19 protein-coding genes are annotated in these 19,325 nt (G+C 63.1%); 8 read left to right on the top strand and 11 right to left on the bottom strand.

Translation table 11 applies throughout. The annotated features are described in order from the left end of the window. Positions 1–17 precede the first annotated feature (17 nt). On the top strand, positions 18–461 hold the full coding sequence (locus AB1E42_RS11185; RefSeq protein ID WP_368344326.1) for a diacylglycerol kinase: 444 nt from the start codon (positions 18–20) through the stop codon (positions 459–461). Between the two features lie 140 nt (positions 462–601). On the opposite strand, the gene AB1E42_RS11180 is transcribed toward AB1E42_RS11185, so the two are convergent. After that, positions 602–1,093 carry a thiol-disulfide oxidoreductase DCC family protein gene (locus AB1E42_RS11180; protein WP_368344325.1) on the bottom strand — a complete coding sequence of 164 codons (492 nt, stop codon included), beginning with the start codon at positions 1,091–1,093 and terminating at the stop codon, positions 602–604. On the opposite strand from AB1E42_RS11180, the gene AB1E42_RS11175 reads away from it, so the two are divergent. Beyond that, positions 1,092–1,451 carry a YigZ family protein gene (locus AB1E42_RS11175; RefSeq protein ID WP_368344324.1) on the top strand — a complete coding sequence of 120 codons (360 nt, stop codon included), beginning with the start codon at positions 1,092–1,094 and terminating at the stop codon, positions 1,449–1,451. The genes AB1E42_RS11180 and AB1E42_RS11175 overlap by 2 nt on opposite strands. Before the next feature lie 18 nt (positions 1,452–1,469). On the opposite strand, the gene AB1E42_RS11170 is transcribed toward AB1E42_RS11175, so the two are convergent. From AB1E42_RS11170 to rimO, 4 genes are all read right to left on the bottom strand, one after another. Further along, positions 1,470–1,847: a hypothetical protein gene (locus AB1E42_RS11170; RefSeq protein ID WP_368344323.1), complete on the bottom strand. Its 378-nt coding sequence runs from the start codon at positions 1,845–1,847 to the stop codon at positions 1,470–1,472. 100 nt (positions 1,848–1,947) lie between these two features. After that, positions 1,948–2,211, bottom strand: coding sequence for a hypothetical protein (locus tag AB1E42_RS11165; protein WP_368344322.1), 264 nt, complete (start codon positions 2,209–2,211; stop codon positions 1,948–1,950). Positions 2,212–2,251: 40 nt separating this feature from the next. Continuing rightward, the gene (locus AB1E42_RS11160; RefSeq protein WP_368344321.1) at positions 2,252–3,076 is read right to left on the bottom strand and encodes a hypothetical protein; all 825 of its coding nucleotides are present in this window, start codon (positions 3,074–3,076) and stop codon (positions 2,252–2,254) included. 433 nt (positions 3,077–3,509) lie between these two features. Next, positions 3,510–4,901: a 30S ribosomal protein S12 methylthiotransferase RimO gene (rimO, locus tag AB1E42_RS11155; RefSeq protein ID WP_368344320.1), complete on the bottom strand. Its 1,392-nt coding sequence runs from the start codon at positions 4,899–4,901 to the stop codon at positions 3,510–3,512. A gap of 117 nt (positions 4,902–5,018) precedes the next feature. Between rimO and AB1E42_RS11150 the strand changes: the two genes are divergently transcribed. Continuing rightward, positions 5,019–5,339 carry a hypothetical protein gene (locus AB1E42_RS11150; protein WP_368344319.1) on the top strand — a complete coding sequence of 107 codons (321 nt, stop codon included), beginning with the start codon at positions 5,019–5,021 and terminating at the stop codon, positions 5,337–5,339. 119 nt (positions 5,340–5,458) lie between these two features. Here AB1E42_RS11150 and AB1E42_RS11145 read toward each other — a convergent pair whose 3' ends face one another. Further along, positions 5,459–6,079: a GcrA family cell cycle regulator gene (locus AB1E42_RS11145; protein WP_368344318.1), complete on the bottom strand. Its 621-nt coding sequence runs from the start codon at positions 6,077–6,079 to the stop codon at positions 5,459–5,461. Between the two features lie 135 nt (positions 6,080–6,214). Between AB1E42_RS11145 and AB1E42_RS11140 the strand changes: the two genes are divergently transcribed. The 3 genes from AB1E42_RS11140 to argF all read left to right on the top strand — a co-directional run bounded on the left by AB1E42_RS11140 (position 6,215) and on the right by argF (position 9,369). After that, entirely contained in the window at positions 6,215–7,015 is an 801-nt protein-coding gene (locus tag AB1E42_RS11140; protein ID WP_368344317.1) for an ABC transporter permease, read from the top strand. A gap of 194 nt (positions 7,016–7,209) precedes the next feature. Next, positions 7,210–8,388, top strand: coding sequence for an aspartate aminotransferase family protein (locus AB1E42_RS11135; protein WP_368344316.1), 1,179 nt, complete (start codon positions 7,210–7,212; stop codon positions 8,386–8,388). A 54-nt stretch (positions 8,389–8,442) separates the two neighbouring features. Further along, positions 8,443–9,369 carry an ornithine carbamoyltransferase gene (gene argF, locus AB1E42_RS11130; RefSeq protein ID WP_368344315.1) on the top strand — a complete coding sequence of 309 codons (927 nt, stop codon included), beginning with the start codon at positions 8,443–8,445 and terminating at the stop codon, positions 9,367–9,369. Here the strand turns inward: argF and AB1E42_RS11125 are convergent. Then, entirely contained in the window at positions 9,366–10,346 is a 981-nt protein-coding gene (locus tag AB1E42_RS11125; RefSeq protein ID WP_368344314.1) for an NAD(P)-dependent alcohol dehydrogenase, read from the bottom strand. The two genes, argF and AB1E42_RS11125, sit on opposite strands and share 4 nt — an antisense overlap. A 108-nt stretch (positions 10,347–10,454) precedes the next feature. On the opposite strand from AB1E42_RS11125, the gene AB1E42_RS11120 reads away from it, so the two are divergent. Beyond that, a complete protein-coding gene (locus AB1E42_RS11120) occupies positions 10,455–11,339 on the top strand; it encodes a LysR family transcriptional regulator (protein ID WP_368344313.1) in 885 nt (294 codons plus the stop codon). Positions 11,340–11,342: 3 nt separating this feature from the next. Here AB1E42_RS11120 and AB1E42_RS11115 read toward each other — a convergent pair whose 3' ends face one another. Continuing rightward, on the bottom strand, positions 11,343–12,845 hold the full coding sequence (locus AB1E42_RS11115; RefSeq protein ID WP_368344312.1) for an inorganic phosphate transporter: 1,503 nt from the start codon (positions 12,843–12,845) through the stop codon (positions 11,343–11,345). Between the two features lie 183 nt (positions 12,846–13,028). Then, a complete protein-coding gene (locus AB1E42_RS11110) occupies positions 13,029–13,484 on the bottom strand; it encodes an NUDIX hydrolase (protein WP_368344311.1) in 456 nt (151 codons plus the stop codon). Between the two features lie 109 nt (positions 13,485–13,593). On the opposite strand from AB1E42_RS11110, the gene gndA reads away from it, so the two are divergent. Beyond that, a complete protein-coding gene (gene gndA / locus AB1E42_RS11105; protein ID WP_368344310.1) occupies positions 13,594–14,997 on the top strand; it encodes an NADP-dependent phosphogluconate dehydrogenase in 1,404 nt (467 codons plus the stop codon). Between the two features lie 248 nt (positions 14,998–15,245). Here gndA and hrpB read toward each other — a convergent pair whose 3' ends face one another. Both hrpB and AB1E42_RS11095 read right to left on the bottom strand, forming a co-directional pair. After that, positions 15,246–17,675 carry an ATP-dependent helicase HrpB gene (hrpB, locus tag AB1E42_RS11100; protein ID WP_368344309.1) on the bottom strand — a complete coding sequence of 810 codons (2,430 nt, stop codon included), beginning with the start codon at positions 17,673–17,675 and terminating at the stop codon, positions 15,246–15,248. Positions 17,676–17,894: 219 nt separating this feature from the next. Then, positions 17,895–19,205 carry an ATPase gene (locus AB1E42_RS11095; protein WP_368344308.1) on the bottom strand — a complete coding sequence of 437 codons (1,311 nt, stop codon included), beginning with the start codon at positions 19,203–19,205 and terminating at the stop codon, positions 17,895–17,897. Between the last annotated feature and the right edge of the window lie 120 nt (positions 19,206–19,325).

Raw genomic sequence — 19,325 nt, 5'->3', positions numbered from 1 at the left:
GGTGTGGCGCTGCGCCAATGGGTGGTGACGTAACGGAGGCTTGGCATCAGCGGGAACTTGCCGCATCGTGGCGGGACGAGGGCGCAAGGGAGGGCGGAATGATCCGGCGCGAATGGGAGCGGTTTCGGCTGCGGGTGGTGTGGTCATGGCAGGGTGCGGTGCATGTGTGGCGCACCGAGGCCTCGCTGCATCAGTGGATTTGGGCCAATGTCGCCTCGGCCGCGCTGGCCTTTGCGCTGCCCTTGATGGCGTGGGAGCGGGCGATCCTGTTGATGGGCGGGATTTTCGTGCTGGCGCTGGAGTGCATCAATACCGCCATCGAGCGGGTGGTCGATGACATTTCGGAAGAAACCCGCGACCGCGCTGGGCAGGCGAAGGATGCGGGCTCTGCGGCGGTGGCGATTGGCGGCTTGGGGGTGCTGGCCGCGTGGCTTTGCATTTTGACGCGGCTGATTTTCTGAACCGATCTGTTCGGAATTTGATCTATCGCAAAGTCTACATGTGTTTGAGCCGGTAGAGTGGGTCTTGTGGTGACCACCTCCCCAAGGGTCGCCCTGTTGACCGAAAGCTCCGGATCCTGGTGCCGGTGTCTTTCTTCCCTCTACGGGCCGGTTATGCTCTTCCTTCGAGCGCCGGCCCTCTTTTTTTGCCGCTGGAGATGCCAACGGTAGAGGAGTGGTGCGAGGATGTGGTCGTAGACGCGTGTGCCGATTGCGTGTGGCAACGGGCGGGACATCAGGCGGGCAAGCCAGCGCATGCGGGGGAGTTCTTCCCAGATCGCGATGAAGGCGGGCAGGCCGGAGAGCTGTGTGCTGCCTTGGCGGATATGCAGGCGCTTGAGGGCTGTCTCAGGGGGCAGGGACCAATCCGCGAGGCTGTCGCCGGTGATCGGGGTGAAGCCGAGCGGCGCGCCGGTTTGGCGGGCGCGGTGCTCGTAATGGGTGATCTCCATCCGGCAGACGGGGCAGTCCGCGTTGTAGAGCACTTCGATTTCGCCAGACGATTTCATAGGCAGGGAGATAGCGCGCGTGGGCGCGGGACAAGCCCCCTGCGACTGGACGGCGCGGGGCGGAGCGGGTAGGCGGATGGCCATGCGCATTCTGGATAATATCATTAGCGACCGTGGTTCGAAATACGCGGTATCTGGCGGGCCGGTTGCCAGTGCCGACGCCGCAAAGGCCTTTATCAAAGAGCTGTGCCGGAAAAAGAAATTCGCCAAGGCCACGCATAATACATGGGCGGTGCTCCTGCCCGAGGGGCCGCTTAAGAATGATGATGGCGAGGCCGGCGCGGGGATGGTGATCCTGCGGATGCTGGAGCGCGAGGGCGTGGAGGGGCATCTGGTTTGCGTGACGCGCTGGTTTGGCGGCAAGCATTTGGGGGGTGACCGGTTCCGCCATGTGCAGGAAGCGGTGCGGATCTATCTGGAGGCAGAGGCGGGGCGGCGCTGAGGCCGCCCGCGCGGAAGATCAGTTCGCTTTGCTGTAGGCGTTATAGGCGAAGATCAGAACGCCGATGAACACCAGAAGTTCGGAGATCGGGGCCAGCGGCATCATGATTGCCTCGCCAGCCATGCCGGACATCAGCAAGAACAGAAGCACCAGCAGGATCAGCGACCCGACAGCGTGCAGGTAGAAATGGTAGCGGGCCAGATTGCCCTCGGCCATTGCCGGAAACACCTTATACGCGATGCCGAACACTGCCATCAGGGTGAAGCCCAACAGATTTATATGTGCATGAACGATGGCAAGGTCGTGGTTGCCAGCGGCGCCCATATACATGCCGATTGCGATGCCGATCACCAGATAGAGTGACCCCATGACGAGAAAGTTTCGTGCGACGTTCATAGTAGTAGTCCCTTAAAAGCACCGGTCCCTCGGCCGGCAGGGGGAGTATACGCCTCAAAGTTGAAATCACCAAATGCTGTGTTGACCGGAGGGCGAGCGCCTATCTTTTGCGTTTCGCGGCACCTGCGCCGCCACCGGCCCAGCAGCCAACGCCCAACAGAAAGCCGAAATCATACCAGCCGCCGGAATTGGGCGCGCCGTAGACGGCAATCGTGTCGGAAAACAGCGACAGGATGAAAGAGATCGGCGCGACCGCGCCATCGAACAGCCCCCAGAAGAAACCGCGCGTTCCCTCGATCCCCGGAGGGGCGGTGGCGCAGGCGGCGAGCAGCAGGAGTGTCGCGAAGGGGAGCAGGCGTTTCATGGCGTGAGTTTGGGGGAGGATGGGGGATGTGGCAAGGGTTCTAATCAGGAATGTGTTCAGGCGACCCGAGGCGATTGCGGAAGGCTTGGGCGGACCAGCCGCCGGTTTCGTCATAATATTTACGAGTTTGCTTAACACTCTCAGAGAGCTGCTTTTCCAACCCTGTGCTCCACATGCCGAGCTTGACGAAAGCTCGAAGTTTCTCAGGCGCGATCTGATTGCTCGGTGTGCTCCCGACACGTGCGAAGTCAAATAAATGGTCGCAAATCATAGCAGTTTCAGCAGCAAAAACCATTTCTTTTGCTCGACGGTGATCCGGCGTGATCATATTGAGGTCCATAGCACTGTCGGAAATTCTGCTCGTCATGATTTGTGCATGAGCTACGATGGTGGACAACCATATGCTTGCTGGCTGCTCCGAGTGTTGGATGCAATTGCGAATGATACTTAGCGTTTCTGCCTCTAGTTTTACGTCCTCGACTGTTTGACGGGCCAGTTCTTGATCGCTATGAATTTTTTGTAGATCGGCATACGTCGCGTGAATCTTTTCACAAAAATTTAGCATTTCCGATAATGCTAGAGGGAGGGTGGCGCGGGCAGCGTCAAGTCGTCTGCGGCGGTTTTCGGCTTCAATTTCCTTTTGATGATTGACCAATCGGAATGTCCCGAAGAGTGCCATTGCAGAGGCGAAAAGCGTTATGATCGCTGTTAATGCATACAGGAGATATTCGCGCGTTTCTGCTGAAATCTCTGCGCCAAGGGAGAGGACGAAGCCTCCTCCTAAGAAGGTGCCAAACAAGACCATCAGGCTTGGGTTGTTGAAAATATAGGCGTCAATTTTTCCTTTGGGGGTATCTGTTTGCAAGGAATGTCTCGCTTTTGGTGATGAAATGCTAACTGCGAGTATGGCAAATCAGACTTCGTTGCGCATCACCTTTGGTACAACTTCCAGTTGATTTTGGCACGGGCGACTAGCCCGGGCCGCGCCCGTCCCGCCCCTTGGGCGGGCGCATGGTGGGGTTTGCGTCTTGCTCGGGTGGCCAGCGAGACGGTGGGATAAAGTGCTGTTGATCGGGCGGGTTGAGGCGCCCACCCCGGGACGGGCGCGGCCCTTGGTGCCTCGGTGGGGAGGGAGAGTGGCTGGCCCGTGGGTCGCGCTCCGCTTCGATGTGCGGCGGGGTGTGAGGATAAAGTGCTGTTGATCGGGCGTGGTGAGGCGCCCACCCAGGGACGGGCGCGTCCCTTGGTGCCTAGGTGGGGAGATGCGCCCGCCCCGGGACGGGCGCGGCGCTGATCACCTAGCTGGGGACGATCTGCCCCCAGAGATCGTACTCGCTTGCCTCGTCCACCTCGACCTTCATGATGTTACCGACACGCAGCGCCTTGGTGCCGTCGTCGATGAAGAGATTGCCGTCAATTTCAGGTGCATCGGCCCATGTGCGGCAGGTCGCGATGCCGTCTTCGTCGATCTCGTCTACGATAACTTCTTGCACTTTTCCAACCTTGGCAGCCAGTTTGGTGGCCGAAATTGCCTGAGATTTTTCCATAAAGCGATCCCAGCGCGATTGCTTGACCTCATCGGGCACATGGTCGGGGAGGTCGTTGGAACGGGCGCCTGCGACGTTCTCATATTGGAAGCAACCGACCCGATCGAGCTGTGCTTCATCCAGCCAGTCGAGCAATGTCTGGAACTCCTCCTCGGTTTCGCCGGGGTAGCCGACGATGAAGGTGGAGCGCAGGGTGATATCGGGGCAATCGCGGCGCCACGCGGCGATTTCGTCCAGCGTGCGGGCGGCGGCGGCGGGGCGGGCCATCCGCTTGAGCGTGTCGGGATGGGCGTGCTGGAAGGGGATATCCAAGTAAGGCAGGACCAGCCCCTCGGCCATCAGCGGAATGAGTTGGCGCACATGCGGGTAGGGATAGACGTAGTGCAGGCGCACCCATGCGCCGAGGCTGCCCAGATCGCGGGCGAGATCGGTGATATGGGCACGGTGGCCGCGCTCTTCGGCGTGTTTGAGGTCCACGCCATAGGCGGAGGTGTCCTGCGAGATCACCAGAAGCTCTTTGACGCCATTCTCGACGAGCTGTTCAGCCTCACGCAGCACTGCATGGGCGGGGCGGGACGCCAAGCGCCCGCGCATATCGGGGATGATGCAGAACTTGCACTTGTGGTTACAGCCCTCGGAAATCTTCAGATAGCTGTAATGGCGCGGCGTGAGCGACACGCCGGAGGCGGGCAGGAGATCGATATACGGGTCCGGCGCGGGTGGCACGGCGGTATGGACGGCATCGAGCACCTGTTCATATTGGTGCGGGCCGGTGACGGCGAGGACGCGCGGATGGGTGCCGGTGATGTATTCCGGCTCGGCCCCGAGACAGCCGGTAACGATGACGCGGCCGTTTTCGGTCAACGCTTCACCGATGGCATCGAGGCTTTCGGCCTTGGCGCTATCGAGAAAGCCGCAGGTATTGACGATCACCGCATCGGCGCCCGCGTAATCGGGGGAGATGGCGTAGCCTTCGGCCCGCAGGCGGGTGAGGATGCGCTCGCTATCGACCAGCGCCTTGGGGCAGCCGAGGCTGACCATGCCGATGGTCGGCTGGCTGTCGCGCCCTGCGGGGCGGGGGGCATCGGCAATCCGCGCGCGGGGCGCGATATCGGGGCGGAGGTTTGGCGGGTTCTGAGACATGGACCGGCATATAGGCGGAAAATGTGACCACGAAAAGCCAGATCCGTGCCCAAGTTCCGCCACATACGCGGCTAGGATGTGTCAGGAGCGTGGGGGCGCGACCCGAAGGAGAATGCTATGAAGGGGACGCGTTTTGTCATGGCGATAGGGATGAGTATCGGGCTGATTGTTGCCGCCGAAGCCGCCATGGCCGATTACAGCAGCAGCAATTCGAGCTACAGCAACGCTGATGGCCATTTGAACAAGGGCATGCAGGGCTGCATGCTGAATATCAATGGAATGACCTTCCGCAATCCGGGGCAGATGATGCGCTACATCAAGGATAACCCGACCATTGCCGGGTATCCGGCAGGTGGAAACGTGCATACCTGGATGGATATCTGGCCGCGCGCCCAGAATATGGATGTCGGCGAATGGCTGGCGGAGAAATGCGGCTAGGCTAACGCTCATAGGCAACGCGCGGCGCGCCCCTACCGAACCGATAAAATTTGCTGCTCATTAACGGAAAGGCCGCCCCGAGAGGCGGCCTTTTCGTTTGTGGTACTGGTGCGGCCGGATCAGCGGCGGCGGTCGCGGCGGCTGCTCATCGGCTGGAACGCCACGCCGACATGCGCTTCGCAATAGGGCTTTCCGGCCTCAGAGGGCAGACCGCAGAACCAGAAATCATCGGTTGCCGGATCACCGACCGGCCATTTGCAGGTACGCTCGGTGAGTTCCATCAGGTTGAGCCGCTTGGCGGTTTTCTCCACCTCGGAGACGCGGGCGAGGGCCTCTGGGTCGATCTCGTTTGCCGAGGGCTGCGGCGGAAGCGGCTGGCCTGCGGGGATGATCGCGCGGCGGGCGGCGCTCATCGGGATCGGCGCGGGGCTGTTATCGTCATCGCTGCTGGCGGCGTTATTACTGCTGGCCGCGGCTGCCGGTTTTGCCGTTTCGGCGGCGGGCTTCGCGGCGGCCTTGGGCGCGGCAGGTTTTGCCGGCTTTGCCTTTGCCGCCGGTTTGGCGGGCTTGGCTTCGGCAGCGCTGCCGCCTGCGGTGCGGTTCGACAGGCCGAGGCGATGCACTTTGCCGATCACGGCATTACGGGTGACGCCGCCGAGCTCCTTGGCGATCTGGCTGGCGGAGAGGCCTTCGCCCCACATCTTCTTGAGCTGCTCGACACGTTCGTCGGTCCAGGACATATGGTTTCCTTTGGTTAAATCATCGGGCCTCATCAGCCCGGGAGTATCTCTTCACGGTCAGCCCCCTATTCTAGACACCCGTGCGTGGGATACAAGCACCCGAATCGCATAGTGATGAATTGAGGAGGCAGGCCGATGGAAAGAACAGAAATGGGCGTGCGCCGCTTCGGGCGGATCAACTGGCTGGGCAGCTACACGCTGGCGCAGCGGGAGACGCGGCGGTTCCTCAATGTGTATTCGCAAACGATCATCGCGCCGCTGATCAACGCGGCGCTGTTCATGGTGATCTTCGCCATCGCCATTGGCAGCCGCAGGGGCGAGGTGATGGGCGTGCCGTTCATGACCTTCCTCGCGCCGGGGCTGTTGACGATGACGGTGATCCAGAACGCTTTTGCCAACACCTCCTCAAGCCTGACATCGGCCAAGGTGATGGGTAATATCGTTGATACGTTGATGCCGCCGTTAAGCCCTGCGGAAATCACGTTCGGCTATCTGTTCGGCGCGGTGGCGCGGGGGACGATTGTGGCACTGGCGATCACGGTCGGTGTTTGGCTGTTCCTCGGGATCGTGCCGCAATCGCCGCTGTGGATGCTGGTGTTCGTGGTTGTTGGCTCTGTCTTTATGGGCGCACTGGGCATGGTGGCCGCGATTTTTGCCAATAAATTCGATCAGTTGGCGACGATCTCCAACTTTGTTGTGACGCCGCTCTCGTTCCTTTCGGGCACGTTTTATTCGATCGAGGCGCTGCCGCCGGTGATGCAGGCGATGAGCCATGCGAACCCGTTCTTCTATATCATCGACGGGGTGCGCTACGGCATGATCGGTGTCTCGGACAGCTCGCCGTGGCAGGGATTGTGGATCGCCTCGCTGGCGGCGGCGCTGGTGGTGGCGCTGGTTTGGCACTGGGTCCGCATCGGCTACCGGCTGAAATCCTGAAAACGCTTGTGCGGGCCGGTGCCGCGCCCTATGAGGGCGGTATGACACACGGCTTGCATATCGCGATCAACCGACGCCGACGCTGAAACGCGCTTTTCGGCGGCGTTTGCCGTTGTCATGACCTTCCATAAATCGTTGACTTGCCCTGATGCCTGCGGCATCCCTCGGGCTTCTTTTTAAAAAAGGGAAAACAGATGATCCCCACCGTGCTTCCGACCTATAACCGTGCGCCGCTTTCGTTTGAGCGGGGCGAGGGCAGCTGGCTCGTGGAAGCCGACGGGCGACGTTTTCTCGATTTGGGCGCGGGCATTGCGGTGAACGCGCTGGGCCATGCGAACCCTGCGTTGGTTGAGGTGTTGACCGCGCAGGCGGGTAAGCTGTGGCATGTGTCGAACCTCTACCAGATTCCCGCGCAGCAGGAACTGGCGGACAGGCTGGTGGCGGCGAGCTTTGCCGATACGGTGTTTTTCACCAATTCCGGCACGGAGAGCTGTGAACTGGCGGTCAAGATGGCGCGGAAATACTGGCACGAGAAGGGCCAGCCCGAGCGCAGCACGATCCTGACGTTTGAGGGCTCGTTCCACGGGCGCTCTGCGGCAGGGATCGCGGCGGCGGGGTCGGAGAAGATGACCAAGGGCTTCGCGCCGCTGTTGCCGGGGTTCCGGCATTTGCCGTTTGGCGATCATGACGCGCTACGGGAAGCGGCTGCGGCGGGTGATGTGGGGGCGATCCTCATTGAGCCGGTGCAGGGCGAAGGGGGCATTCGCCCCGTGCCTGACCAGTGCCTGAAGGGGTTGCGCGACCTGTGCGACGCGCACGGGCTGCTGCTGATCTTTGACGAGGTGCAATGCGGCGTGGGCCGGACGGGCAAGCTTTTTGCGCATGAATGGGCCGGAATTGCGCCTGACATCATGATGGTGGCGAAAGGCATTGGCGGGGGCTTCCCGCTGGGGGCGGTGCTGGCGACTGAAAATGCGGCAAGCGGCATGACGGCGGGCACACATGGCTCGACCTATGGCGGCAACCCGCTGGCCTGTGCGGTGGGCAACAAGGTGATGGAGATCGTGGCAGACGATGCCTTCCTCGCTGAAGTGAACCGCAAGGCGGGGCTGTTCCGGCAAAAGCTGGAAGGGCTGGTGGCTGATAACCCTGACGTGTTCGAGTCTGTGCGCGGCGCGGGGCTAATGCTGGGGCTGAAGTGCAAGGCGGTGAACGCCGAGGTGATGGCGGCCGGATATGCGGCGGAGGTGCTGACGGTGCCTGCGGCGGATAATGTGCTGCGCCTGCTGCCGCCGCTGACGATCACCGATGAGGACATCGCGGAGGCGGTGGCGCGGCTGGATCGCGCGGCCAAGAGCCTGAGCGCGAACTAACCCAGAGATAGTGAAAGGGCAGGCAGCGCCGCCCGCTGATGAAAGACGAAGAAGATGCAAAGCTTTATTGATATCAACAAGACGACGCCGGAAGACCTGCGGGTGATGATCGACAGCGCGCATGCGATGCGCACCGCCCGTAATGGCCGCCCGAAGGGTACGCCTGATGACACCCGCCCGCTGGAGGGGCATATGGTGGCGTTGATATTCGAGAAACCTTCAACACGGACGCGGGTATCCTTTGACGTCGGCGTGCGGCAGATGGGCGGGCAGACGATGGTGCTGTCGGGGGCCGATATGCAGCTGGGCCATGGCGAGACGATCGCCGATACTGCCCGCGTGCTGAGCCGCTATGTGGACCTGATCATGATCCGCACCTTTGAGGAAGCGACCCTGCTCGAGATGGCGGAATATGCCTCTGTGCCGGTGATAAACGGGCTGACGAACCGCAGCCACCCCTGCCAGATCATGGCTGATATCATGACCTTCGAGCAGCATCGCGGGCCGATTGCGGGCAAGAAGGTCGTGTGGTCGGGCGATGGCAACAACGTCTGTGCGAGCTTTATCCATGCGGCGGGGCAGTTTGGCTTTGACCTGACCTTTACAGGGCCGGAAACGCTGGACCCTGAGGCGGGCTTCGTCAATGAGGCGCGGGCGAAGGGGGTGAACATCACCATCGAGCGTGACCCGCACAAGGCCGTTGATGGCGCTGATCTGGTGGTCACGGATACTTGGGTGAGCATGCATGATCCGCAATCCGCGCGGGAGCGGCGCCATAACCAGTTGCGCCCCTATCAGGTGAATGCCGATCTGATGGCGAAGGCGAACCCTGATGCGCTGTTCATGCATTGCCTGCCCGCCCATCGTGATGACGAAGCCACCAGCGAAGTGATGGACGGGCCGCAGTCGGTGATCTTTGATGAAGCGGAAAACCGGCTTCATGCGCAGAAGGCGATCATGCGGTGGTGCCTCGGCGTTTAAGCCGAGGTCAGAACCACATTGCCGCGCTTGTGCCCGGCGTCCACCAATGCGTGGGCGCGGGCCGCATCGCTGAGCGGGAAACGGTGCTCGACGAGGCCGCGCAGCTGGCCGGAGGTCATCAACTCATTGATCTGATCACAGAGCGGGCGCTGCTGTGCGACGGAGCGCAGGCCGGTGGCCGAAAACACTGCGCGGCGGCCTTTTGAGCGGCGCGACATGAGCATCCGGAACAGGAGATCACAGCCCAGCACGGGGGACATATAAAGCCCCTTGGGTGTGAGCAGGTGACGGATGCTGCGAAACGGCGCGACGCCGGGGGTATCGTAGATCACGTCATATTGGCCTGTCATCTGGCTGACATCGCGAATGCCGTGGTCAATCACCGCATCGGCACCGAGATCGCGCAGGAAACCGAAATTGGCGGCGCGCGCGGTGCCGGTGACATGAGCGCCCATCGACTTGGCTATTTGCACGGCGGCGGCGCCGAGCGCGCCCGTCGCGCCGATGATCAAAACGCGCTGCCCTGGTTGGAGGTGGGCGATTTCCTGCAAGAAGGTCAGTGAGGTGAGCGCGCCATCGGTGAGGGGGGCGGCATCCTCGAAGCTGAGGCCATCGGGCATGGGCACGATGAGTTCGGACTGTTTGACGGTGACGTAATCGGCATTGGCCCCGAAGGTGAGGCCCGCATTGCCGTAGACCCGATCGCCCACACGGAAGCCGGCCACATCCGCGCCGACCTCGGTGACGATGCCGGCGTAGCCGGTGCCAAGGATCGGGTGCCGCGGGCGCGGGAAGCCGACCATCAGGCGGGCGAAATAGGGCGTGCCGGAACGCATCATGGTGTCGGCCTTAGTCACGCCGGAGGCCATGACACGGATCAGAACTTCGTCTTTCTTTGGGTCAGGGCGGGTGGTGGCACGGATGCGGATTTTGTCTGGCGATCCGTAGGTGGGGATGAAAGCGGCGGTCATTTGCATTTGGGAACCTCATTGGTTGAGTTGATGGAAATGGAATAGCGTTTGAAAAATGTTCCGATAATTGGCTAAATATCCCCATGGTGGATCAAAAACGTTACAGGTGAGGTGATGCAGGATTGGAAGTTGCTGCCCTATTTCCTCGCGGCGGTGCGGGGCGGTTCACTGCGGGCGGCGGCCGAGCAGACGGACGCGACCCATGCCACGGTGCGCCGCCAGTTGGAGGCGTTGGAGGACAGCTACGGGGTGAAGCTGTTCCGGCGGGGGCAGGACGGGCTGCATCTGACTGCGGCGGGCAAGACGCTGCTGCCAGCCGCCGTGGAAGCCGAGCAGGTGATCTTGCGCGGGCGCCATGGGGTGCAGGGCAAGGACCGCGAGGCGCGGGGCACGGTGCGGCTGTCGATGGACCCGATGACGGCGCATTTCCTGATGGCGCCGATCTTGGCGGAGTTTTCGGCGCTCTATCCTGATATTTCGCTGGAAATCCGGTTGGGCTTTCAGGTGGATCACCTATCGAAGCTGGAAACCGATGTGTCGATCCGCCATGCCGCCGACCCGATGGAGAATGTGGTGGCGCGAAAGCTCTTTCCGCTGGGCATCGCGATCATGGCGGCGCGGCGCTACATTGATGCCGAATTGCCGAAAGCGGGCAAGGGGGGCGAGGGGCTATCGTGGATCGGCTACGGGCCTGCGCCGGAGATGCAGCGCTGGATTGCCCATGCGCCCTTCCCTAAGGCGCAGATCCGCCATCAGGTCGAAGACCCAGAGATGCATATGCATATGGTGCGTGCAGGGATGGGGATGTCGTTCCTTGCGCTGTGGACGCAGAGTGTCTTCCCCGAATTGCAGCGGGTGCCGGGAACGGAGGTGGATTACAGCCGTTCCACATGGCTGCTGTTGCACGAAGACCTGCGCCATGTGGCGCGGGTCCGTGTGTTGGTGGATTTCATCGCCGATGCGTTGCGCCAGAGGCGGGCGGAGATCAGTGGGCTGTGAGCCCTAGCCGAACACGCCATTCAGCGCGAGGAAGATCACACCCGAGAGCAGCGCTGCGGCGGGGACGGTGATCACCCATGCGGCGATGATGGTCATGAAATGCGAGCGGCGCACCAGTTTGCGGCGGCGGCGCTCCTGCTCGGGCAGCGGCTCGATCCCCGCATCGGCAGCGGCGGCACGGCGCGACAGGCCGAGCTTTTTGATCCGGCGTTCCATGTGCCATTCGCGGTAGAAGCCGACGCCAAACACCCCGCCAACGGCGATATGGGTGGAGGACACCGGCAGGCCGAGCCAGCTGGCGACGATCACGGTAATCGCTGCCGAAAGCGCCACGCAATAGGCGCGCATCGGGTTCAGCTTGGTGATCTGGCTGCCGACCATGCGAATGAGTTTTGGGCCAAAGAGAACAAGCCCGAAGGAGATGCCGAATGCACCGATGACCATGACCCATGTGGGGATCGACACTTTGCCTGCGAACTCGCCGAATTCAGAAGCGTGGACGATGGCGGCCAAGGGGCCGACGGCATTGGCCACGTCATTCGCGCCATGAGCAAAGGAAAGGAGTGCCGCAGAAATGACGAGCGGGATCGAGAACAGCACCTTGAGGGATTTGTTGCGGTTTTCCAGCCCTTCGGATTGGCGGTGGATGAGCGGTGCGGTCACAACATAGGCCACGGCACCGAGAATGACGCCGATGATCAGCGCTGTGCCCATGTCGATCTTAATGATTTTCTTGAGGCCTTTCAGCGCAAGGTAGGCCGAGAATGCGCCGACCATGATGCCGATCAGCACCGGCACCCAGCGGCGGGCGGCGGCGATCTTATCGTCCTGATAGATGATTTTTGCCTTGATGAAGGCGAGGAAGGCCGCGGCGATAGCCCCGCCCAAAACAGGTGAGATCACCCAGCTTGCGGCAATGGTGCCCATGGTGGGCCAGTTCACGGCGGCAAAACCGGCAGCGGCGATGCCTGCGCCCATGACGCCACCAACGACGGAATGGGTGGTGGAAACCGGCGCGCCAACCCAAGTGGCGAGGTTGACCCAAAGCGCCGAGGAAATCAGTGCGGCCATCATCGCCCAGATGAAAATCTGCGTATCGGCGACGCTTTGCGGATCAATGATGCCTTTGGAGATGGTCGACACCACATCGCCGCCAGCGAGAAGCGCGCCTGCGCTTTCAAACAGCGCCGCGATGACGATGGCGCCGCCAAGGGTGAGGGCATTGGCGCCAACCGCTGGGCCCATGTTGTTGGCCACGTCATTGGCGCCGATGTTGAGCGCCATATAGGCACCGAATATCGCAGCGGCGACAACGATGACGTTATTGCCATCAACGCTGAAGAATAGGGCTGCGCCGATCCCCGCCAGAACCATGAAAGCCAGCGAGACGCCGAAACCTACCATCGGACGTGCGACGGCGTTGGTGGCGTATTCGAGGCTGGAAAGGCGGCGTAGGTCGCGGTCGAGCGTGCGCCACTGGTTCGGCGGTGGGGTATTGTCGGCCATGTGGCGCTCCGTTCAGGTCAATCACAAACCATTGCCGGTTAACGGGTCTGGCCCCGTGGCGCAACAATTATGACAGTTTTGTAACAGAAGAGCGTCTGACCGGACGGCGCTCGGCGCAAGCGGTGGGAGCGCGGCGTGATGACGGCCCTCGGTTTCGTGCGCTCGGAGCGGCGGATTCGGTGCTCAGAGTGTTGCGATTGCCTCGGCCAGAGCCGGTTCGTTGATCAGGTTGGCGGCTTCGCTGACCGGCACCCAGCGGCGCTCGCGGCGGTGGCTTTCGGGGTAGTCATCGGTCATTTCAGCGACGGCGACGGGGTAGATCTCCAGCGTACAGGGGGCCTCGTTGCCATCATCGAAGCGCTTGACCGTTTCAACGCGGGCGATGGGGGTCGGGGCGACGTCGCCCTTTTTGACGCCTGCTTCTTCGAAGGCTTCCTGCATCGCGGTGCCGCCGCCATCGGTGCCTTCGATGGGCCAGCCCTTGGGCAGAATCCAATTGCCTGAGGAGGAGGTCACGAGAAGAATTTCGCGCCCGTTCGCGCCTTCGCGGTGGCAAAGGGCGGCCATTTGCAGCATCGGGGGACGCCGGAGAAACGGGGAGAGGAGCTCGGACCAAGCCGTGCGGAGAAAGTCGGTCATGTGATTTACTGCCTGGTTATTTTTATTTTGTGAGATTGAGTTTATCACAGTCATAGGAAACAAGCAAATCAGGCGGTTAGCCGGTGTGGCGTGGTATGGAGGGGATCAGATGGCGGATGTGGCGAGCTTGGGGCTTTACGGGCTGGGGACGATGGGAAGCGCGTTGGCGCTGAACATTCTCGATAACGGGTTCGCGTTGCATGTAGCGAACCGGACGCCAGAAGTGACCGAGCGCTTCAGGGCCGAAGCCGGACCATTGGGCGCAGGGCTGCGGGTGCATGACAGCCTTGAGGCGATGGCCCGCGAGATGCCCGCGCCGCGGGCGATTATCCTGATGGTGCCTGCGGGAGCGCCGGTGGATGACGCGATTGAGCGGCTCTGCGATGCGTTGGAGGCCGGTGACACGATCATTGATGCCGGCAATACCGATTTTCACGACACCCGCCGCCGCACGGCGATGGTTGAGGCGCGGGGCCTGACCTTTATCGGCATGGGTGTCTCCGGCGGTGAAGAAGGCGCGCGGTATGGTCCGTCGATCATGGTGGGCGGCACGCCTGCGGCCTATGGCAAGATCAAGCCGGTGATCACCGCGATTGCGGCGAAGTTCGAGGGGGAGGCCTGTGCCGATCATCTGGGGCCGGATGGGGCGGGGCATTTCGTCAAGACCGTGCATAACGGGATCGAATATGCCGACATGCAGATGCTGGCCGAGGCCTACGGGCTGATGCGCTATGGTGGCGGAATGACCCCTGCCGAGATCGGCGCGCGCTTCGAGGCGTGGGATCAGGGCGCGCTGAAAAGCTATCTGGTGGAGATCAGTGGTAAGGTTTTGCAGGCGGTGGATCGGGAGACGGGCCATCCGGCGGTGGATGTGATCCTCGACAGCGCGGGCCAGAAGGGGACGGGGCGCTGGACGGTGATCGAAGCGCTGAAGATGGGCCAGTCGGCCAGCGCCATTGAAGCGGCGGTCGGTGCGCGGGGGTGGTCCTCGGAGAAAGAGGCACGGGTCGCGGGGGAGGAGATCCTCGGCACGCGGCGTGGCGCGGTGGAGATTGCCGCCGAGACGTATGAGCAGGCGCTGCTGGCGGCGCGGATCATCGCCTATGCGCAGGGGTTCCGTATCCTTGGCGCGGCGTCGGAGGAATATGACTGGGCGCTCGATTTCGCGCGGATCGCGGAGATCTGGCGGGCGGGATGTATCATCCGCTCGGCGCTGCTCGACGATATTTCAGAAGCGTTCAGGGGGGAGATGCCGCAGGGGGCGCTGATTTTCGCGCCCGCCTTTGCCGCGCGGCTGCGGGAGAGCCTGCCTGCGTTGCGGGCGGTGGTCGCGGCGGCGGTGCAGGCGGGGCATCCGGTGCCTGCGTTCTCGGCCGCGCTGGCGTGGATCGACACGATGGCGCAGGCGCGGGGGACGACGGACCTCATTCAGGCGCAGCGGGATTTCTTTGGCCGGCACGGGTTTGTGCGGCTGGGGGGCGATGCGGGCAGCCACGGGCCGTGGTGGGAGTGAGGCGCGGAGTGTCCGGCCGCGGGTGGACGCGCCACTGTTGAGTGGTCGCCGCTTGATGGTGACATCTAATCCCTCATTGTGAGCGTTCGGAGAGGGTGAAAAAGCGTCCGCCCGAGGGGGCGGTCGGACGCTGCGCGGCGGTGCGCGGGGCGCACCGCTGTTTCGCGCGTTTGGTCGTTTGTTTCTGGATCAAGCGGAATGCCTGAGCGCGGAGTAAAGGCCGAAGGCCGCCGCGCGCGCCTTGGGGATTACCCTTTGCGGGGTTTGGCGCGGAGGGTCGGGTCGGCCACGATGGGGTCCTCGGGCCACGGGTGTTTGGGGTAACGGCCGCGCATGTCTTTGCGCACGTCAGCATAAGAACTGCGCCAGAAGCCCGGGATATCGGTCGTGGTTTGCACCGGCTTCTGCCCCGGTGAGAGGAGCGTGACCTTGAGCGCTGTGCCGCCCACCGTGGGGTGACGGGTGACGCCGAACATCTCTTGCAGGCGGAGCGTGATTTCGGGCGGGTCGGAGGCGTAATCGATGGGGATGCGGCGGCCGAGGGGCGTTTCGAAATGGGCAGGCGCTGCGGCGTCGAGCATCTGCATCTGATCCCATGTCAGGCGGGCGCGGAGCGCGTCGAGCGCGTCGAAGCGCTTCCAGTCGTCGGCGGTGGTGACGCCGGTGAGATAAGGGGTGAGCCATTCCGCCAGCGTGTCGAGGAGATGGGCGTCGTCAACGGGCGGCAGGGCATCGGGTGCTTCCTGCCGGATCAGGGATACGCGGGCGCGGAAGCGCTCGGCTGCGGGGGAGAGCCGCAGGCCCAGCTCGCGAATGCCGTCGCACATGGCGCGGGAGAGCGCCTCGGACGGGGCATCGGGCCAGTTGCGGTCATCCAGCACCAGTGCGCCGAAGACCTCCTGCTGGCGGGCCAAGACGCGGCGCTCGCGGCGGGACCATCCGCAATGGTCCTGCCATGCGATGCGATCTCCGAATTGGGCGCGCAGGGCGCTGTCGGTCATGGGCGCGCAGAGGCGGATGCGGGCTTCGCGCCGGTCGCCATCGAGATCGCAGGCGACGATCAGGCGTTGACCGGCGAGCGGGTCGTCATCAGGGAGCACCGCGCCCTTGCCGCCCGAAAGCACATAGCGCGGCGCGTCCCCTTTGCGCCGCAGGCCGATACGGTCGGGGTAGGCAAGCGCCAGCATTTCGCCCGCCGAGAGCGCGGGGCGGTCGGGCAGATCGCGGGCGAGGCGCTTGGCCTCGGCGCGGATACGCTCCAGCGCGGCGGGGTTGGCGGTGCCGGGGCCGTCGTAGCGGCCATTGATCGCCTTGAGGCGCAGGGTGATGTCGCTTGGTGCGTTGCTGAGAGGGTCGCGCTCGGCCAGAAGGGCGGCGAGGGGGGCTGCGGGGCGGCCCGCCGTGAGCGCCATATGTGCAAGGCGCGGGTGCAGGGGCAGCGCGGCGATGGCGCGGCCGTGGGCGGTGATGCGGCCCTGATCATCGAGCGCACCAAGGGCGGTGAGAAGCGCCTGTGCCTCTGCCAGCGCACCGGCGGGCGGCGCGGTGAGGAAGGGCAGATCGGCGGAGCCCCAGAGCGCCAGTTCCAGCGCCAGCGGCGCGAGATCGGCGGATTCGACCTCGGCGGGCGGGAAGGCGGCGAGCGCGCCTTCTTCGCCCTTTGTCCAGAGCCGGTAGGCGACACCGGGGGTGAGGCGACCGGCGCGACCTGCACGCTGGTCGGCTTCGGCGCGGGTGACGCGCTCTGTCACCAACCGCGACATGCCGGAGCCGGGGTCAAAGCGGGCGCGGCGGGCGCGGCCTGCGTCGATCACCACGCGGATGCCTTCGATGGTCAGCGAGGTTTCGGCGATGGAGGTGGCGAGCACGATCTTGCGCCCCGTGGCGGGCGGGGCGATGGCGGCGCGTTGTTTGGCGAAGGGCAGCGCCCCGTAAAGAGGCGCGAGGGTGACATCGGCGGGCAGGGTGCCGTCGAGCCGCGCTTGGGTGCGGCGGATCTCTCCCTCGCCGGGGAGAAAGACGAGGATGTTTCCGTCTTCCGCTGCGAGGGCGTCGCGCACCGCATCGGCGGTGACGGCCTCGATCCGCGCGGTTTTGGGCCAAGGTGCATCACGGTGGCGGATCTCGACGGAGAAACTGCTGCCTTGGGAGGTGATGATCGGGGCGTCGTCAAGGAGTGCGGCGACGGGGGCGGCGTCGAGCGTGGCGGACATCACGAGAAGCGTAAGATCAGGGCGCAGGGCGGCGCGGATTTCCCCGACGAGCGCTAGGCCGAGATCGGCGTGGAGGGAGCGCTCGTGGAATTCGTCGAAGATCACCGCGCCGATGCCGGAAAGCTCGGGATCGGACTGGATCATGCGGGTGAGGATGCCTTCGGTCACGACCTCGATACGGGTTTGGGGGCCGGTGCGGCTGTCGCCGCGCATGCGGTAGCCGACGGTTGCGCCGGGTTTCTCGCCCAGTTGTTCGGCCAAGCGCTCGGCGGCGGCGCGTGTGGCGAGGCGGCGCGGCTCTAACATCAGGATGCGGCCTTGGATGCGGCCCTCATGCAGGAGCGCCAGCGGTACGCGGGTGGTTTTGCCCGCGCCGGGAGGGGCTTGCAGCACAGCGCGGCCTGCGCCGCTGAGGGCGGCGAGGAGGTCGGGGATCACGGCGTCTATCGGCAGGGGCGCTTGCATGCCCTTTCATCCCCCAAGCGGGGGGAAAGGACAATGGTTTGCGTTTGGCGGGCGCGGAACAAGGCCGCAGGCCGCCGCGCCAGCGCCTGCCCGTCTCGTCGGGCTGGCGCTTTGGCGACGTTTGCAGTGACCTCGGAGGTTACATGTTCGTGGGCCGATAAAACGCTGGCGTTCAAGCGGCGCGGCGCCATCCCACGGGCAGGCGCTGGCGCTGTGGCGCTAGTGAACGATGGTTTCCTCGCGGACAAACATATTGGCCCATGCGCGGTCGATCAGCTCTGGCGTCATCTGGTAGGGAATTCCCTCGAACTCGCAAATGGAAATCATTTGGTCGATCAGGAACACCGGCTGGTAGTTGGCGTAGATGTTATCGATCGTCGGGTATTTGACATTGAGCAGGTGCAGCAACGCGGCTTCATCCAGCGGCATGCCCTTCTTGCGGGCGACCATCGCGAAGATCTTGAGGAAGTTTTCCTTATTGGGGCCGTCGATCTTGATCTTGTAGAAAATCCGGCGCAGCGCGGCTTTGTCGAAAATCTCGTTCGGGTGGAAGTTCGTCGAGAAGATCACCAGCGTATCGAAGGGAACCTCGAATTTCTCGCCCGATTGCAGGGCGAGGATATCGCGGTTTTCCTCTAGCGGAACGATCCAGCGGTTGACGATTTTCTGCGGTGGCTCCTCTTGGCGGCCCAAGTCGTCAATGATGAATACGCCGCCGGTGGACTTAAGCTGCAAGGGTGCCTGATAGGTGCGGGCGACGGGGTTGTAGACGAGATCGAGCATATCGAGCGACAGCTCGCCGCCGGTGATCACGGTGGGGCGGTCGCAGCGGACATAGCGGGTGTCATAGCGGTTGGAGCTGCGGCGCAGCGCGTTGGGGTCATCGACCTGCTCTTCGGCGGCGGTGTGCACGATCGGGTCATACACGGTGATCACCTGACCGGAATATTCGATGGCGCGGGGAATGTAGATTTTATCGCCAAGAGCGTCACGGATGCCGTTGGAGATGGAGGATTTACCGTTGCCCGGTGGGCCGTACATCAGCACCGAGCGCCCAGCGGAGACAGCGGGACCAAGATTTGAAAGAAGATCATCCGGCAGCACCAGATGACCCATTGCGCCGGTGAGTTGGTCGCGTGTGACCTGAATGTTGCGGATCGACTGGCGCTTCACCTGTTCGGCATAAACGGCCATCGGCACCGGCATCGCGCCGTAATATTCGGACTGGGCCAGCGCATCGAGCGCGCGGGCCTTGCCGTTATCGGTAAGTTGGTAGCCCATTTCATCGCCCGCCAGCGGATTGAGCGTGCCGGTCGCTTCAAGAAGCCGCTGGCTGCGCGCGAGGTCGATCAGGGTTTGCGTCACTGGCACTGGCAGGCAGATGGCACGGGACAGTTCGCTCACCATCGACAGGTTCATGCGGAAGATGGTTTTCAGCAGGATATCCCGCATCATCACCGTGGGCAGTTGCATCTGCTCCAACGATTTCGGGGCGGGGGGCGCCATGATGGCGGTGGTTTCCATATTCATCTGTGGCCTCTGCGCGTCTGCCTAGGGTTGTGGCACAAGTGACTCGCCTTGCAACAGAAGCACCGAAGGCAGGCGGTCACGCTTTGTCAGCTTGAGCTTGCAGGGTTATTGTGGCGAAAA

The organism is Pelagovum sp. HNIBRBA483, assembly GCF_040931995.1.
GTDB lineage: Bacteria > Pseudomonadota > Alphaproteobacteria > Rhodobacterales > Rhodobacteraceae > JAEPMR01.
This window is presented reverse-complemented; position numbering and strand designations above follow the sequence as displayed.

What these genes read in the sequence shown, in the direction of transcription:
- AB1E42_RS11185 (WP_368344326.1), top strand. Translation starts at nt 18, where the DNA reads ATGGGTGGTGACGTAACGGAGGCTTGGCATCAGCGGGAACTTGCCGCA.
- AB1E42_RS11175 (WP_368344324.1), top strand. Translation starts at nt 1,092, where the DNA reads ATGCGCATTCTGGATAATATCATTAGCGACCGTGGTTCGAAATACGCG.
- AB1E42_RS11180 (WP_368344325.1), bottom strand. Translation starts at nt 1,093, where the DNA reads ATGGCCATCCGCCTACCCGCTCCGCCCCGCGCCGTCCAGTCGCAGGGG.
- AB1E42_RS11170 (WP_368344323.1), bottom strand. Translation starts at nt 1,847, where the DNA reads ATGAACGTCGCACGAAACTTTCTCGTCATGGGGTCACTCTATCTGGTG.
- AB1E42_RS11165 (WP_368344322.1), bottom strand. Translation starts at nt 2,211, where the DNA reads ATGAAACGCCTGCTCCCCTTCGCGACACTCCTGCTGCTCGCCGCCTGC.
- rimO (WP_368344320.1), bottom strand. Translation starts at nt 4,901, where the DNA reads ATGTCTCAGAACCCGCCAAACCTCCGCCCCGATATCGCGCCCCGCGCG.
- AB1E42_RS11150 (WP_368344319.1), top strand. Translation starts at nt 5,019, where the DNA reads ATGAAGGGGACGCGTTTTGTCATGGCGATAGGGATGAGTATCGGGCTG.
- AB1E42_RS11145 (WP_368344318.1), bottom strand. Translation starts at nt 6,079, where the DNA reads ATGTCCTGGACCGACGAACGTGTCGAGCAGCTCAAGAAGATGTGGGGC.
- AB1E42_RS11140 (WP_368344317.1), top strand. Translation starts at nt 6,215, where the DNA reads ATGGAAAGAACAGAAATGGGCGTGCGCCGCTTCGGGCGGATCAACTGG.
- AB1E42_RS11135 (WP_368344316.1), top strand. Translation starts at nt 7,210, where the DNA reads ATGATCCCCACCGTGCTTCCGACCTATAACCGTGCGCCGCTTTCGTTT.
- argF (WP_368344315.1), top strand. Translation starts at nt 8,443, where the DNA reads ATGCAAAGCTTTATTGATATCAACAAGACGACGCCGGAAGACCTGCGG.
- AB1E42_RS11125 (WP_368344314.1), bottom strand. Translation starts at nt 10,346, where the DNA reads ATGCAAATGACCGCCGCTTTCATCCCCACCTACGGATCGCCAGACAAA.
- AB1E42_RS11120 (WP_368344313.1), top strand. Translation starts at nt 10,455, where the DNA reads ATGCAGGATTGGAAGTTGCTGCCCTATTTCCTCGCGGCGGTGCGGGGC.
- AB1E42_RS11115 (WP_368344312.1), bottom strand. Translation starts at nt 12,845, where the DNA reads ATGGCCGACAATACCCCACCGCCGAACCAGTGGCGCACGCTCGACCGC.
- AB1E42_RS11110 (WP_368344311.1), bottom strand. Translation starts at nt 13,484, where the DNA reads ATGACCGACTTTCTCCGCACGGCTTGGTCCGAGCTCCTCTCCCCGTTT.
- gndA (WP_368344310.1), top strand. Translation starts at nt 13,594, where the DNA reads ATGGCGGATGTGGCGAGCTTGGGGCTTTACGGGCTGGGGACGATGGGA.
- hrpB (WP_368344309.1), bottom strand. Translation starts at nt 17,675, where the DNA reads ATGCAAGCGCCCCTGCCGATAGACGCCGTGATCCCCGACCTCCTCGCC.
- AB1E42_RS11095 (WP_368344308.1), bottom strand. Translation starts at nt 19,205, where the DNA reads ATGAATATGGAAACCACCGCCATCATGGCGCCCCCCGCCCCGAAATCG.